The organism is Shigella sonnei, assembly GCF_002950395.1.
In the GTDB taxonomy this organism is placed as follows: Bacteria; Pseudomonadota; Gammaproteobacteria; order Enterobacterales; family Enterobacteriaceae; genus ECMA0423.
In genome coordinates this window covers 3,550,214-3,565,298 of sequence record NZ_CP026802.1, presented here as the reverse complement: position 1 = coordinate 3,565,298, position 15,085 = coordinate 3,550,214, and the positions used below count along the sequence as shown (strand labels likewise).

The following is a 15,085-nucleotide window of genomic DNA, read 5'->3' as shown; positions in this document are numbered from 1 at the left end:
TAAACTGTCAGTCGGAAAATGAGTGTGTACAAATCAGGACATGCGGGCGAATTGCCCGCATTTTCTTTATCTGTTGTTTCATCCACTGACCAGCCAGGTCAAATAGCGTCTCATGCACTGCCCAACAGAAAATAGTTGCACCCATTAACCACGGAGTTAAACGGATGAGTGACTATCATCACGGCGTGCAGGTGCTGGAGATTAACGACGGCACCCGCGTCATTTCCACCGTATCCACTGCCATTGTCGGCATGGTCTGCACGGCCAGCGATGCGGATGCGGAAACCTTCCCCCTCAATAAACCGGTGCTGATTACCAATGTGCAGAGCGCAATTGCAAAGGCCGGTAAAAAAGGCACGCTGGCGGCATCGTTGCAGGCCATCGCCGACCAGTCAAAACCGGTCACCGTTGTCGTGCGTGTGGAAGACGGCACCGGCGACGACGAGGAAACGAAACTCGCGCAGACCGTTTCCAATATCATCGGCACCACCGACGAAAACGGTCAGTACACCGGACTGAAAGCCCTGCTGGCGGCGGAGTCGGTAACCGGTGTTAAACCGCGTATTCTCGGCGTGCCGGGACTGGACACCAAAGAGGTGGCTGTTGCACTGGCATCAGTCTGTCAGAAGCTGCGCGCTTTCGGGTATATCAGCGCATGGGGCTGTAAGACCGTTTCCGAGGTGAAAGCCTACCGTCAGAATTTCAGCCAGCGTGAGCTGATGGTCATCTGGCCGGATTTCCTCGCATGGGATACGGTCGCCAGTACCACCGCCACCGCGTATGCCACCGCCCGTGCGCTGGGTCTGCGCGCTAAAATCGACCAGGAGCAGGGCTGGCATAAAACGCTGTCCAACGTCGGGGTGAACGGTGTTACCGGCATCAGCGCGTCCGTATTCTGGGATTTGCAGGAGTCCGGCACCGATGCTGACCTGCTTAACGAGTCAGGCGTCACAACGCTGATTCGCCGTGACGGTTTCCGCTTCTGGGGTAACCGTACCTGCTCTGATGACCCGCTGTTCCTCTTTGAAAACTACACCCGCACCGCGCAGGTGCTGGCCGACACGATGGCTGAGGCGCACATGTGGGCGGTGGACAAGCCCATCACCGCAACGCTGATTCGCGACATCGTTGACGGCATCAATGCCAAATTCCGTGAGCTGAAAACAAACGGCTATATCGTGGATGCGACCTGCTGGTTCAGCGAAGAATCCAACGATGCGGAAACCCTCAAGGCCGGAAAACTGTATATCGACTACGACTATACCCCGGTGCCTCCTCTTGAAAACCTGACCCTGCGCCAGCGTATTACCGATAAATACCTGGCAAATCTGGTCACCTCGGTTAACAGCAATTAAGGAGCCTGACCGATGGCAATGCCGCGCAAACTCAAGTTAATGAACGTCTTTCTGAACGGCTACAGCTATCAGGGCGTTGCAAAGTCCGTCACGCTGCCAAAACTGACCCGTAAACTCGAAAACTATCGCGGTGCGGGGATGAACGGAAGCGCACCGGTAGACCTCGGCCTTGATGACGATGCGCTGTCAATGGAGTGGTCGCTCGGGGGCTTCCCGGATTCGGTTATCTGGGAGCTTTACGCCGCAACCGGTGTGGATGCCGTGCCGATTCGTTTTGCAGGCTCTTACCAGCGTGACGATACCGGCGAAACGGTGGCCGTAGAGGTGGTCATGCGTGGCCGTCAGAAAGAAATCGACACCGGCGAGGGTAAACAGGGAGAAGACACCGAGTCGAAAATCTCCGTGGTCTGCACCTATTTCCGGCTGACGATGGACGGTAAGGAGCTGGTCGAAATCGACACCATCAACATGATTGAGAAGGTGAACGGCGTCGACCGGCTGGAGCAACACCGCCGCAATATCGGCCTGTAATTTTCATCCGGTCAGCCTGGCTGACCGGTTAACCCCGATTCAGAAGTGAGAAAACCATGAACAAAGAAAATGTGATTACCCTGGACAATCCGGTCAAGCGTGGTGAGCAGGTTATCGAACAGGTCACGCTGATGAAACCCAGTGCGGGGACGCTGCGCGGTGTCAGTCTGGCTGCGGTCGCAAACTCAGAAGTCGATGCACTGATTAAGGTGCTGCCGCGCATGACGGCACCGATGCTGACCGAGCAGGAAGTCGCCGCGCTGGAACTGCCTGACCTTGTGGCGCTGGCCGGTAAGGTGGTCGGTTTTTTGTCGCCGAACTCGGTGCAGTGACGCTTCCGAAAAATCTGTCGGTCGATGACCTGATGGCGGATGTGGCAGTGATATTTCACTGGCCGCCATCAGAACTGTATCCCATGAGCCTGACCGAACTCATCACATGGCGCGAAAAGGCGCTCAGGCGAAGCGGAAACACGAATGAGTAACAATGTAAAATTACAGGTATTGCTCAGGGCTGTTGACCAGGCGTCCCGCCCGTTTAAATCCATCCGCAGAGCGAGTAAGTTGCTGTCGGGGGATATCCGGGAAACACAAAAATCACTGCGCGAGCTGAACGGTCACGCATCCCGTATTGAGGGATTCCGCAAGACCAGTGCACAGCTCGCCGTGACTGGTCATGCACTTGAAAAGGCACGGCAGGAGGCCGAAGCCCTTGCCACACAGTTTAAAAACACCGAACGCCCGACCCGTGCTCAGGCGAAAGTGCTGGAATCCGCAAAGCGTGCGGCGGAGGACTTACAGGCGAAATATAACCGCCTGACAGATTCCGTTAAACGCCAGCAGCGGGAACTGGCCGCTGTGGGAATTAATACCCGCAATCTTGCACATGATGAGCAGGGACTGAAAAACCGTATCAGTGAAACCACCGCCCAGCTTAACCGGCAGCGTGACGCGCTGGCGCGTGTCAGTGCGCAACAGGCAAAACTTAACGCAGTCAAACAGCGTTATCAGGCCGGAAAGGAACTGGCCGGAAATATGGCCTCAGTGGGCGCTGCCGGTGTGGGGATTGCTGCTGCGGGAACGATAGCCGGAGTTAAGCTGCTGATGCCAGGTTATGAGTTTGCGCAGAAAAACTCAGAATTGCAGGCTGTGCTCGGTGTGGCAAAAGACTCCGCCGAAATGGCTGCACTCCGCAAGCAGGCGCGCCAGCTCGGTGACAACACCGCCGCCTCAGCGGATGATGCGGCCGGTGCACAGATTATCATTGCGAAAGCGGGTGGGGATGTTGATGCCATTCAGGCGGCAACGCCGGTCACGCTGAATATGGCGCTGGCGAACCGCCGCACAATGGAAGAAAACGCCGCCCTGCTGATGGGGATGAAATCCGCCTTTCAGCTTTCAAACGATAAGGTCGCTCATATCGGGGATGTTCTCTCCATGACGATGAACAAAACCGCCGCTGATTTTGACGGCATGAGCGATGCGCTGACCTATGCCGCACCAGTGGCAAAAAATGCCGGTGTCAGCATTGAAGAAACCGCCGCAATGGTCGGGGCGCTGCATGATGCAAAAATCACAGGCTCAATGGCGGGGACGGGAAGCCGTGCCGTGTTAAGTCGCCTGCAGGCACCGACTGGAAAAGCATGGGATGCACTCAAAGAGCTTGGCGTGAAAACCTCAGACAGTAAGGGAAACACCCGACCAGTATTTACCATTCTGAAAGAAATGCAGGCCAGCTTTGAGAAAAACCGGCTCGGTACTGCCCAGCAGGCCGAATACATGAAAACCATTTTCGGGGAGGAGGCCAGCTCAGCCGCCGCTGTGCTGATGACTGCCGCGTCAACCGGAAAGCTGGACAAACTGACCGCTGCGTTTAAAGCCTCAGACGGGAAGACCGCAGAGCTGGTAAATATCATGCAGGACAACCTCGGCGGTGACTTTAAGGAGTTTCAGTCCGCTTATGAGGCGGTGGGGACAGACCTGTTTGACCAGCAGGAAGGCGCGCTACGTAAGCTCACGCAGACGGCCACAAAGTATGTGTTAAAACTCGACGGCTGGGTACAGAAAAACAAATCACTGGCGTCAACCATTGGCCTCATTGCCGGTGGCGCGCTGGCGCTGACTGGCATCATCGGTGCAATTGGTCTTGTAGCCTGGCCGGTTATCACCGGCATCAATGCCATCATCGCGGCAGCAGGCGCAATGGGGGCAATCTTCACGACGGTTGGTAGTGCCGTTATGACGGCCATCGGGGCGATTAGCTGGCCGGTTGTGGCTGTGGTGGCCGCCATTGTCGCCGGGGCGTTGCTTATCCGTAAATACTGGGAGCCTGTCAGCGCATTCTTTGGCGGTGTGGTTGAAGGGCTGAAAGCGGCATTTGCGCCGGTGGGGGAGCTGTTCACGCCACTGAAACCGGTGTTTGACTGGCTGGGCGAAAAGTTACAGGCTGCGTGGCAGTGGTTTAAAAACCTGATTGCCCCGGTCAAAGCCACCCAGGACACCCTGAACCGTTGCCGTGACACGGGCGTCATGTTCGGGCAGGCACTGGCTGACGCGCTGATGCTGCCGCTTAATGCGTTCAACAAATTGCGCAGCGGCATTGACTGGGTACTGGAAAAGCTCGGGGTCATCAACAAAGAGTCAGACACACTTGACCAGACCGCCGCCAGAACTCATGCCGCCACGTATGGCACCGGTGGTTATATTCCGGCGACCAGCTCTTATGCAGGCTATCAGGCTTATCAGCCGGTCACGGCACCGGCTGGCCGCTCTTATGTGGACCAGAGTAAAAACGAATATCACATCAGCCTGACGGGTGGTACTGCACCGGGGACACAGCTTGACCGCCAGTTACAGGATGCGCTCGAAAAATACGAGCGGGATAAACGTGCGCGCGCCCGTGCCAGCATGATGCATGACGGTTAAGGAGGTGACGAAAAATGATGCTCGCGTTAGGTATGTTTGTTTTTATGCGCCAGACGCTGCCACACCAGACCATGCAGCGTGAATCAGATTATCGCTGGCCGTCAAATTCCCGTATCGGTAAACGGGATGCCTATCAGTTTCTCGGTGTAGGTGAGGAGAACATCACACTTGCCGGTGTGCTTTATCCCGAACTGACTGGCGGAAAGCTGACGATGACCACGCTCAGACTGATGGCAGAGGAAGGCCGGGCGTGGCCGTTGCTGGATGGCACCGGCATGATTTACGGCATGTATGTCATCAGCAAGGTGAGTGAAACAGGGAGTATTTTCTTTGCAGACGGCACACCACGGAAAATTGATTTTACGCTGTCGCTCACCCGCGTTGATGAGTCACTGGCCGCGCTTTATGGCGATATCGGTAAACAGGCGGAATCGCTCATCGGTAAGGCTGGCAGTATGGCGACTAAATTCACGGGTATGACGGGGGCGGGATAATGCTGGATGCGCTGACATTTGATGCAGGCAGTACGCTGACGCCGGATTACATGCTGATGCTCGACAGCAGGGATATTACCGGCAATATCAGCGACCGTCTGATGAGCATGACCCTGACGGATAACCGGGGCTTTGAGGCTGACCAGCTTGATATTGAACTGAACGATGCCGACGGGCAGGTCGGGCTGCCGGTTCGTGGCGCTGTCCTGACGGTGTATATCGGCTGGAAAGGTTTTGCCCTGGTATGCAAAGGGAAATTTACCGTTGATGAGGTTGAACACCGGGGCGCGCCGGATGTGGTCACCATCCGCGCCCGGAGTGCAGATTTTCGCGGGACGCTCAATTCCCGCCGTGAAGGCTCATGGCATGACATTACGCTCGGTGCGATTGTTGAGGCGATAGCCTCCCGTAACAGGCTGGAAGCCAGTGTCGCTCCGTCACTGGCCGGAATAAAAATTCCACACATCGACCAGTCGCAGGAGTCTGATGCGAAATTCCTGACCCGTCTTGCTGAACGCAACGGCGGCGAGGTGTCGGTAAAAATGGGAAAACTGCTGTTTCTCAAAGCGGGGCAGGGGGTGACGGCCAGCGGTAAAAAAATCCCGCAGATTACCATCACCCGCAGCGACGGCGACCGTCATCATTTTGCGATTGCTGACCGTGGAGCTTACACCGGCGTAACGGCAAAGTGGTTACACACCAAAGACCCGAAGCCGCAAAAGCAGAAGGTAAAACTGAAACGCAAAAAGAAAGAAAAACACCTGCGCGCACTGGAGCACCCGAAAGCGAAACCGGTCACGCAGAAGAAAGCGCCAAAAGTACCGGAAGCGCGCGAAGGTGAATACATGGCCGGTGAAGCTGACAACGTTTTTGCCCTGACCACGGTATATGCCACAAAAGCGCAGGCCATGCGCGCCGCTCAGGCGAAGTGGGATAAACTGCAACGGGGTGTAGCGGAGTTCTCCATCAGCCTGGCTACCGGTCGTGCAGATATTTACACGGAAACACCGGTTAAAGTGTCAGGCTTTAAGCGCGTCATAGACGAGCAGGACTGGACCATCACTAAGGTGACACATTGTCTCAATAATAGCGGCTTCACGACGTCCTTGGAGCTTGAGGTAAGGCTTTCTGATGTGGAGTACGAAACAGAAGATGATGAGTGACGTGGTTTATTTATCTGTTTGTTTTATAAGGATAAATTAACTAAAATGGCACCATCAACAAAACCGGAAGAGGTGCTCGCGATGTTTCATTGTCCTTTATGCCAGCATGCCGCACATGCGCGTACAAGTCGCTATATCACTGACACGACAAAAGAGCGTTATCACCAGTGCCAGAACGTGAATTGCAGCGCCACGTTCATCACTTATGAGTCGGTACAGCGATACATCGTGAAGCCGGGAGAAGTCCACGCCGTAAGGCCGCACCCGTTGCCGTCAGGGCAGCAAATTATGTGGATGTGATCAAAAAAATAGCCCCTCAGTTGAGGGGCTTATTTATGGTCGATGTGGACGCTATGTGGACAGCGGTTGACATAAATCCATTTATATCATCAGGTTAGGTACTTTTTTGTGACACCATCCCTGTCTTCCCCCACATGATGTGGGGGTTTTTTTATCCTCAATTTGCCTGCTGCTTAATGCATTGCAGATGATTTGCTTCCGTTATACTAGCGTCAGTTGATAGCGGGAGTATTTATGAATCAATCTTATGGACGGCTGGTCAGTCGGGCGGCGATTGCTGCGACGGCGATGGCTTCGCTGCTATTGCTGATTAAAATTTTTGCATGGTGGTATACCGGGTCGGTGAGTATTCTCGCCGCGCTGGTGGATTCGCTGGTGGATATCGGCGCGTCGTTGACGAATTTACTGGTGGTGCGATATTCCCTGCAACCTGCCGACGATAATCACTCGTTTGGTCACGGTAAAGCTGAGTCCCTCGCGGCGCTGGCGCAAAGTATGTTTATCTCCGGTTCGGCACTATTCCTGTTTTTGACGGGTATTCAACATCTGGTATCTCCAACACCGATGACAGATCCAGGCGTCGGGGTTATCGTGACAATTGTGGCGCTAATTTGTACGATTATCCTTGTCTCGTTTCAGCGGTGGGTGGTGCGCCGGACGCAAAGCCAGGCGGTGCGGGCTGATATGCTACATTACCAGTCTGATGTTATGATGAACGGCGCAATTCTGCTGGCGCTGGGGTTGTCCTGGTACGGCTGGCATCGCGCCGATGCTCTGTTTGCATTGGGAATCGGCATCTATATTTTATATAGCGCGTTACGCATGGGATATGAGGCGGTACAGTCATTACTGGATCGCGCATTGCCTGATGAGGAACGGCAAGAAATTATTGATATCGTGACTTCCTGGCCGGGTGTTAGCGGCGCTCACGATCTTCGCACGCGGCAGTCAGGGCCGACCCGCTTTATTCAGATTCATTTGGAAATGGAAGACTCTCTGCCTTTGGTTCAGGCACATATGGTGGCGGATCAGGTAGAGCAGGCTATTTTACGGCGTTTTCCGGGATCGGATGTAATTATCCATCAGGACCCCTGTTCCGTCGTACCCAGGGAGGGTAAACGGTCTATGCTTTCATAATCAGTATAAAAGAGAGCCAGACCCGCATTTTGTGTATAAAATACCGCCATTTGGCCTGACCTGAATCAATTCAGCAGGAAGTGATTGTTATACTATTTGCACATTCGTTGGATCACTTCGATGTGCAAGAAGACTTCCGGCAACAGATTTTATTTTGCATTCCAAAGTTCAGAGGTAGTCATGATTAAGAAAATCGGTGTGTTGACAAGCGGCGGTGATGCGCCAGGCATGAACGCCGCAATTCGCGGGGTTGTTCGTTCTGCGCTGACAGAAGGTCTGGAAGTAATGGGCATTTATGACGGCTATCTGGGTCTGTATGAAGACCGTATGGTACAGCTAGACCGTTACAGCGTTTCTGACATGATCAACCGTGGCGGTACGTTCCTCGGTTCTGCGCGCTTCCCGGAATTCCGCGACGAGAACATCCGCGCCGTGGCTATCGAAAACCTGAAAAAACGTGGTATCGACGCGCTGGTGGTTATCGGCGGTGACGGTTCCTACATGGGTGCAATGCGTCTGACCGAAATGGGCTTCCCGTGCATCGGTCTGCCGGGCACTATCGACAACGACATCAAAGGCACTGACTACACTATCGGTTTCTTCACTGCGCTGAGCACCGTTGTAGAAGCGATCGACCGTCTGCGTGACACCTCTTCTTCTCACCAGCGTATTTCCGTGGTGGAAGTGATGGGCCGTTATTGTGGCGATCTGACGTTGGCTGCGGCCATTGCCGGTGGCTGTGAATTCGTTGTGGTTCCGGAAGTTGAATTCAGCCGTGAAGACCTGGTAAACGAAATCAAAGCGGGTATCGCGAAAGGTAAAAAACACGCGATCGTGGCGATTACCGAACATATGTGTGATGTTGACGAACTGGCGCATTTCATCGAGAAAGAAACCGGTCGTGAAACCCGCGCAACTGTGCTGGGCCACATCCAGCGCGGTGGTTCTCCGGTGCCTTACGACCGTATTCTGGCTTCCCGTATGGGCGCTTACGCTATCGATCTGCTGCTGGCAGGTTACGGCGGTCGTTGTGTAGGTATCCAGAACGAACAGCTGGTTCACCACGACATCATCGACGCTATCGAAAACATGAAGCGTCCGTTCAAAGGTGACTGGCTGGACTGCGCGAAAAAACTGTATTAATGATTTCGGAAAAAGGCAGATTCCTTTAGCCTGAAACCGATGACAGAAGCAAAAATGCCTGATGCGCTTCGCTTATCAGGCCTACATGAATTCTGCAATTTATTGAATTTGCAAACTTTTGTAGGCCGGATAAGGCGTTCGCGCCGCATCCGGCATGGACAAAGCGCACTTTGTCAGCAATATGAGGCGGATTTCTTCCGCCTTTTTAATCCCTCAACATATACCCGCAAGTTATAGCCAATCTTTTTTTATTCTTTAATGTTTGGTTAACCTTCTGGCACGCTTTGCTCATCACAACACAACATAAGAGAGTCGGGCGATGAACAAGTGGGGCGTAGGGTTAACATTTTTGCTGGCGGCAACCAGCGTTATGGCAAAGGATATTCAGCTTCTTAACGTTTCATATGATCCAACGCGCGAATTGTACGAACAGTACAACAAGGCATTCAGCGCCCACTGGAAACAGCAAACTGGTGATAACGTGGTGATTCGTCAGTCACACGGTGGTTCAGGTAAACAAGCGACGTCGGTAATCAACGGTATTGAAGCTGATGTTGTCACGCTGGCTCTGGCCTATGACGTGGACGCGATTGCGGAACGCGGGCGGATTGATAAAGAGTGGATCAAACGTCTGCCGGATAACTCCGCACCGTACACTTCCACCATTGTTTTCCTGGTGCGTAAGGGCAATCCGAAGCAGATCCATGACTGGAACGATCTGATTAAACCGGGTGTTTCGGTGATCACGCCTAATCCGAAAAGCTCTGGTGGCGCACGCTGGAACTACCTGGCTGCCTGGGGCTACGCGCTGCATCACAACAACAACGATCAGGCAAAAGCACAGGATTTTGTTCGGGCACTGTATAAAAACGTCGAAGTTCTGGATTCTGGCGCGCGCGGCTCCACTAACACCTTTGTCGAGCGCGGGATTGGCGATGTACTGATCGCCTGGGAAAACGAAGCTCTGCTGGCAGCGAATGAACTGGGGAAAGATAAATTCGAAATCGTCACGCCGAGTGAGTCTATCCTCGCAGAGCCAACCGTGTCGGTGGTCGATAAAGTGGTCGAGAAAAAAGGCACCAAAGAGGTGGCGGAAGCCTACCTGAAATATCTCTACTCGCCAGAAGGTCAGGAAATTGCCGCGAAAAACTACTACCGTCCGCGCGACGCTGAAGTAGCGAAAAAGTACGAAAATGCGTTTCCAAAGCTGAAGTTATTCACCATTGATGAAGAGTTCGGCGGCTGGACGAAAGCGCAAAAAGAGCATTTTGCTAACGGCGGTACGTTCGATCAGATCAGCAAACGCTGATTTCCCCAGGATAATTATCAAACCCGGTGGTTTCTCGCGACCGGGTTTTTTATTTGTCACGATTTTGCGTTACCCTTGCATCTCTTTGAGGTACAGGGAAAAAAAGATGAAAAAAGCGGGTCTTCTTTTTTTGGTGATGATAGTTATCGCCGTTGTGGCTGCCGGTATTGGTTACTGGAAATTAACCGGTGAAGAGTCGGATACATTACGTAAGATTGTCCTTGAGGAATGTTTGCCCAATCAGCAGCAAAATCAAAATCCTTCGCCATGTGCGGAAGTCAAACCCAATGCCGGATACGTGGTTTTAAAAGATCTTAATGGTCCACTGCAATATCTGTTGATGCCAACGTATCGTATTAACGGTACTGAAAGTCCTTTGTTGACCGATCCTTCAACGCCGAACTTCTTTTGGTTGGCCTGGCAGGCGCGTGATTTTATGAGCAAAAAATACGGCCAGCCGGTTCCCGATCGCGCGGTTTCTTTGGCGATCAACTCCCGCACCGGGCGTACGCAAAACCATTTTCATATTCATATCTCTTGTATTCGTCCTGATGTGCGCGAACAACTGGATAACAATCTGGCGAACATCAGCAGCCGCTGGTTGCCACTGCCAGGTGGTTTGCGCGGGCATGAATACCTGGCGCGTCGGGTAACGGAAAGCGAACTGGTACAACGCAGCCCATTTATGATGCTGGCAGAAGAAGTACCTGAGGCGCGGGAACATATGGGAAGCTACGGGCTGGCGATGGTACGGCAGAGTGATAACTCATTTGTATTGCTGGCGACACAACGAAATCTACTGACGCTTAACCGTGCTTCAGCCGAGGAAATTCAGGATCATCAGTGTGAGATTTTGCGTTAAGGCGAAGAGTTAAGGAAAGTAAGTGCCGGATATGAAATCCGGCACCTGTCAGACTTAAGCCTGTTTAGCCGCTTCTGCAGCTTTAACGATCACTGCGAAAGCGTCAGCTTTCAGAGAAGCACCGCCAACCAGCGCGCCGTCGATATCTGGCTGAGCAAACAGTTCTGCAGCGTTAGACGCGTTTACAGAGCCGCCGTACTGAATGATCACTTGTTCAGCGATGTTAGCGTCAACTTTAGCGATGTGGTCACGGATGAATTTGTGAACAGCCTGTGCCTGAGCCGGAGTTGCAGATTTGCCAGTACCGATTGCCCATACAGGTTCGTAAGCGATAACCGCACCTTCGAATGCCGCAGCACCCTGAGTTTTCAGTACCGCGTCGATCTGACGTGCGCAAACTTCTTCAGTTTTGCCCGCTTCGTTTTCAGCTTCGGTTTCACCGATGCACAGAACCGGAGTCAGGCCCTGCTCTTTCAGCACCGCGAATTTTTTCGCGATCAGTTCGTCAGACTCTTTGTGGTAAGTACGACGTTCAGAGTGGCCGATGATGATGTACTGAGCGCCGATGTCTTTCAGCATAGCGGCAGAAGTTTCACCGGTGAATGCGCCGGACAGGTTCAGGTCCACGTTTTGCGCACCCAGCATGATGTGGCTGCCTTCAGCTTCGCGCTTCGCCATATCGATGTACATTTCCGGTGGTGCGATTGCAACCGCACAGCCAGCAACACCTGCCAGCTCTTTACGCAGGTTAGAAACCAGCTCGTGAACCATGTGGCGGCTGCCGTTCAGTTTCCAGTTACCCATCACTAAAGGATGTCGCATTTTAATTCTCCACGCTTATAAGCGAATAAAGGAAGATGGCCGCCCCGCAGGGCAGCAGGTCTGTGAAACAGTATAGAGATTCATCGGCACAAAGGCTTTGCTTTTTGTCATTTATTCAAACCTTCAAGCGATTCAGATAGCGCCAGCTTAATCGGTTCAACAGCGAAGGTCAGCCCCTTTTCGCCGTTGTCCGCGACAACATAACGCAGTGCACCTTCTGTCTCGGTGTAATAACGTTTGTTTTTCCCCGCCGTTAGTAGCGACTGCAGTTTTTTCTGGCTTTGTGTTTTGGTCATTAATGGGGTGAGTGTGCGGATCACTGCTGCCATGTATTCCTGAGCTTTCGCTTTCGCTGCTTTTTGCTCTGGCCCCTGGATGGGTAGCCAGGTCATTTGAATGCTTTTGATTTTTAAGGTACCGCGCTCCAGCGCTGTAGAAGCATACAAGTTCTCGTTAATTTTACTTGCAGCACGAGTGAGATTGGCTTTGTCGGGACTGCTGTCGATGGCACGAAATTCGTTCAGTGGCAGGCTAGGATTCTGGCTGTTAAAGTCTTCTCGAAACTGGCTGATGGAGAGATCGAAAGTAGGGGCTCCAGCCAGCAGATAAGGCGCGGTCGTTGCCGTATCTGGTGTTTGTGCATGCGCCGTTGTTGTAACGGTTAATGCAGAACATAAGAGAAAAAACAGCGTACACCCTGGCTTCATTGACAGTACCTTTTGTTATGACTGGCTCCGATTAAAACGATATCTGTCGCCCTTGTCAAAAGGGTAGAATCCTGGAAAAGACAACCATCAAGGAACTTACATGACCATACAGCAATGGTTATTCTCATTTAAAGGGCGTATTGGACGCCGTGATTTCTGGATTTGGATAGGCCTGTGGTTCGCAGGCATGCTGGTGCTTTTCTCACTGGCGGGTAAAAATTTACTCGATATTCAGACCGCGGCGTTTTGCCTTGTGTGCTTGCTTTGGCCAACAGCGGCAGTAACTGTTAAGCGCTTGCATGATCGCGGGCGTTCCGGCGCATGGGCATTTCTGATGATTGTGGCGTGGATGCTGCTGGCGGGTAACTGGGCGATTTTACCGGGTGTCTGGCAATGGGCGGTGGGGCGTTTTGTCCCGACGTTGATTCTGGTGATGATGCTTATCGATCTTGGTGCGTTTGTTGGCACACAAGGCGAAAATAAATATGGTAAAGATACTCAGGATGTGAAGTATAAAGCCGACAATAAATCAAGTAATTAACCTTTAATATATCTCTTACTGCTATTTTTTTCCGGGATTGTTATTTCCACGATGCAAATGACAATACCCGGAAAATCCTTCTGAACTCTTCACCTTAAGCAATATCAAAAAAAATGGTAATCCATAAGATCATTACTTGTTTGTTCTTCCCTTAACGGCGCATTATTCTTAAGTCGTAATCGACAGAGAGGCGAATATACAGAGGTGCCCTATGAAAGATGTCGTAGATAAATGCAGTACTAAAGGATGTGCGATTGATATCGGTACGGTGATTGATAACGACAACTGTACCAGTAAGTTTTCGCGCTTTTTTGCCACCCGCGAAGAAGCAGAGTCTTTTATGACCAAACTGAAAGAGCTTGCCGCCGCTGCATCCTCTGCAGATGAAGGGGCCAGCGTGGCCTATAAGATTAAGGATCTGGAGGGGCAAGTTGAGCTTGATGCGGCCTTCACTTTCTCATGCCAGGCCGAGATGATTATTTTTGAGTTATCACTGCGTTCGTTAGCTTGATGGAGTTGCTTTAGAAGGAGTTAAACATGGCTTATAAACACATTGGCGTGGCAATTTCCGGGAATGAAGAAGATGCCTTACTGGTGAATAAAGCCCTGGAGCTCGCCAGACATAATGACGCTCACCTGACGTTAATTCATATTGATGATGGCTTAAGCGAGTTGTATCCGGGTATCTACTTCCCTGCAACAGAAGATATTCTTCAATTGTTGAAGAATAAGTCGGATAACAAGCTGTATAAACTGACGAAAAATATTCAATGGCCGAAGACAAAACTGCGTATTGAACGCGGAGAAATGCCGGAAACACTGCTGGAAATTATGCAAAAAGAGCAGTGCGACCTCCTTGTCTGTGGTCATCACCACTCATTTATCAACCGTTTGATGCCGGCATATCGCGGGATGATCAATAAGATGAGTGCGGATTTGCTCATCGTGCCGTTTATCGATAAGTAACCGCTTACCAGTAATGCTCCGCTGTCATATGGCCCGGTCGGCGACGTAAATGTTTCGTCATCTGCCGGGTCTCTTTCAGCAACTGTTGTGTATCGCGCACCATCTGTGGATTGCCGCACAGCATCACATGGCTGGTTTCTTTATTCATCGGCAGGCCAATCGCGCTTTCCAGTTCCCCACTTTCAATTAATGCCGGTATCCGTCCGGTGAGCGACCCCGCTGCCGTTTCCCGACTGACCACCGTCTGAATGCGCAGTTTGCCTTCGTAGCGTTTTTCCAGTTCTTGCATCAGTGGCAAATAGCTTAAGTCGGCGGCATAACGTGCGGCGTGAACCAGGACCAGATTTTTGAAGCGATCTAAATCTTTGCCTAGTTGCAGAATCGATAAATAAGGGCCAATCGCTGTACCGGTTGCCAGCATCCATAGCGTTTCGCAATCTGGTACTTCCTCCAGAACAAAGAAGCCAGCTGCTTCGCTAACCACCTGCACTTCATCGCCTGGTTTCAGTGCCGCCAGTCGTGGGCTTAATTTGCCATCGGGGACGGTGACCAGGTAAAACTCCAGATCGGGATTATCGGGCGAGTTAACATAGGAGTAGGCGCGCTGGACGCGTTCGCCGTCGATTTCAAGGCCAAGCTTGGTGAATTGCCCGGCGGTAAACGGAAGCACGGGGGCGTGAACGGTGAGACTAAACAGGGCGTCGGTCCAGTTCTGCACTTTAGTGACTTTGCCTGTTACCCAATCAGCCATGTTTTTCTCCTGTTTTGATTGACTTGCCTTATCTTCGTTCTCCGAACAAAAAAATTCCAGTCCCGAAGGACTGGAAGGCT

18 protein-coding genes are annotated in these 15,085 nt (G+C 52.1%); 15 read left to right on the top strand and 3 right to left on the bottom strand.

The window, feature by feature from the left end; all coding sequences use genetic code 11:
- Positions 1-164 precede the first annotated feature (164 nt).
- From C1P89_RS18465 to cdh, 12 genes are all read left to right on the top strand, one after another.
- Positions 165-1,355 (top strand): phage tail sheath protein, encoded by a 1,191-nt coding sequence (locus C1P89_RS18465; RefSeq protein ID WP_001286722.1) that lies wholly within the window; start codon positions 165-167, stop codon positions 1,353-1,355.
- 12 nt (positions 1,356-1,367) lie between these two features.
- Positions 1,368-1,886, top strand: coding sequence for a phage major tail tube protein (locus tag C1P89_RS18460; protein WP_001251408.1), 519 nt, complete (start codon positions 1,368-1,370; stop codon positions 1,884-1,886).
- A 56-nt stretch (positions 1,887-1,942) separates the two neighbouring features.
- Positions 1,943-2,218 (top strand): phage tail assembly protein, encoded by a 276-nt coding sequence (locus tag C1P89_RS18455; RefSeq protein ID WP_001031307.1) that lies wholly within the window; start codon positions 1,943-1,945, stop codon positions 2,216-2,218.
- Positions 2,215-2,370: a GpE family phage tail protein gene (locus tag C1P89_RS18450; RefSeq protein ID WP_000174594.1), complete on the top strand. Its 156-nt coding sequence runs from the start codon at positions 2,215-2,217 to the stop codon at positions 2,368-2,370. The genes C1P89_RS18455 and C1P89_RS18450 overlap by 4 nt, the downstream gene beginning before the upstream one ends.
- Positions 2,363-4,810: a phage tail tape measure protein gene (locus tag C1P89_RS18445; RefSeq protein ID WP_000069907.1), complete on the top strand. Its 2,448-nt coding sequence runs from the start codon at positions 2,363-2,365 to the stop codon at positions 4,808-4,810. The genes C1P89_RS18450 and C1P89_RS18445 overlap by 8 nt, the downstream gene beginning before the upstream one ends.
- Positions 4,811-4,824: 14 nt before the next feature.
- Positions 4,825-5,304, top strand: a complete 480-nt coding sequence (locus C1P89_RS18440; RefSeq protein WP_000978905.1) for a phage tail protein — start codon at positions 4,825-4,827, stop codon at positions 5,302-5,304.
- Positions 5,304-6,467, top strand: a complete 1,164-nt coding sequence (locus tag C1P89_RS18435) for a phage late control D family protein (RefSeq protein ID WP_000882946.1) — start codon at positions 5,304-5,306, stop codon at positions 6,465-6,467. The genes C1P89_RS18440 and C1P89_RS18435 overlap by 1 nt, the downstream gene beginning before the upstream one ends.
- Positions 6,468-6,548: 81 nt before the next feature.
- Positions 6,549-6,767 (top strand): prophage transcriptional regulator OgrK, encoded by a 219-nt coding sequence (gene ogrK, locus C1P89_RS18430; RefSeq protein WP_000468308.1) that lies wholly within the window; start codon positions 6,549-6,551, stop codon positions 6,765-6,767.
- A 234-nt stretch (positions 6,768-7,001) separates the two neighbouring features.
- Positions 7,002-7,904 carry a CDF family cation-efflux transporter FieF gene (fieF, locus tag C1P89_RS18425; protein ID WP_001076748.1) on the top strand — a complete coding sequence of 301 codons (903 nt, stop codon included), beginning with the start codon at positions 7,002-7,004 and terminating at the stop codon, positions 7,902-7,904.
- A 180-nt stretch (positions 7,905-8,084) separates the two neighbouring features.
- Positions 8,085-9,047: a 6-phosphofructokinase gene (gene pfkA, locus C1P89_RS18420; RefSeq protein ID WP_000591795.1), complete on the top strand. Its 963-nt coding sequence runs from the start codon at positions 8,085-8,087 to the stop codon at positions 9,045-9,047.
- Between the two features lie 319 nt (positions 9,048-9,366).
- A complete protein-coding gene (gene sbp / locus C1P89_RS18415) occupies positions 9,367-10,356 on the top strand; it encodes a sulfate/thiosulfate ABC transporter substrate-binding protein Sbp (RefSeq protein WP_001045689.1) in 990 nt (329 codons plus the stop codon).
- 106 nt (positions 10,357-10,462) lie between these two features.
- Positions 10,463-11,218: a CDP-diacylglycerol diphosphatase gene (gene cdh, locus C1P89_RS18410; RefSeq protein ID WP_000708998.1), complete on the top strand. Its 756-nt coding sequence runs from the start codon at positions 10,463-10,465 to the stop codon at positions 11,216-11,218.
- A gap of 54 nt (positions 11,219-11,272) precedes the next feature.
- Here the strand turns inward: cdh and tpiA are convergent, their stop codons facing one another.
- Together tpiA and C1P89_RS18400 are read right to left on the bottom strand one after the other, a co-directional pair.
- The gene (tpiA, locus tag C1P89_RS18405) at positions 11,273-12,040 is read right to left on the bottom strand and encodes a triose-phosphate isomerase (RefSeq protein WP_001216325.1); all 768 of its coding nucleotides are present in this window, start codon (positions 12,038-12,040) and stop codon (positions 11,273-11,275) included.
- Positions 12,041-12,147: 107 nt separating this feature from the next.
- Positions 12,148-12,747, bottom strand: a complete 600-nt coding sequence (locus C1P89_RS18400) for a YiiQ family protein (RefSeq protein ID WP_000802226.1) — start codon at positions 12,745-12,747, stop codon at positions 12,148-12,150.
- A gap of 100 nt (positions 12,748-12,847) precedes the next feature.
- Between C1P89_RS18400 and C1P89_RS18395 the strand changes: the two genes are divergently transcribed.
- The 3 genes from C1P89_RS18395 (at position 12,848) to uspD (ending at position 14,254) form a co-directional block, all read left to right on the top strand.
- Positions 12,848-13,288: a DUF805 domain-containing protein gene (locus tag C1P89_RS18395; protein WP_000155257.1), complete on the top strand. Its 441-nt coding sequence runs from the start codon at positions 12,848-12,850 to the stop codon at positions 13,286-13,288.
- 211 nt (positions 13,289-13,499) lie between these two features.
- On the top strand, positions 13,500-13,799 hold the full coding sequence (locus C1P89_RS18390) for a DUF406 domain-containing protein (RefSeq protein WP_000655986.1): 300 nt from the start codon (positions 13,500-13,502) through the stop codon (positions 13,797-13,799).
- A 26-nt stretch (positions 13,800-13,825) separates the two neighbouring features.
- On the top strand, positions 13,826-14,254 hold the full coding sequence (gene uspD, locus C1P89_RS18385) for a universal stress protein UspD (protein ID WP_000323556.1): 429 nt from the start codon (positions 13,826-13,828) through the stop codon (positions 14,252-14,254).
- Positions 14,255-14,258: 4 nt separating this feature from the next.
- Here uspD and fpr read toward each other — a convergent pair whose 3' ends face one another.
- Positions 14,259-15,005, bottom strand: a complete 747-nt coding sequence (gene fpr, locus C1P89_RS18380; protein WP_000796334.1) for a ferredoxin--NADP(+) reductase — start codon at positions 15,003-15,005, stop codon at positions 14,259-14,261.
- Positions 15,006-15,085: the final 80 nt, after the last annotated feature.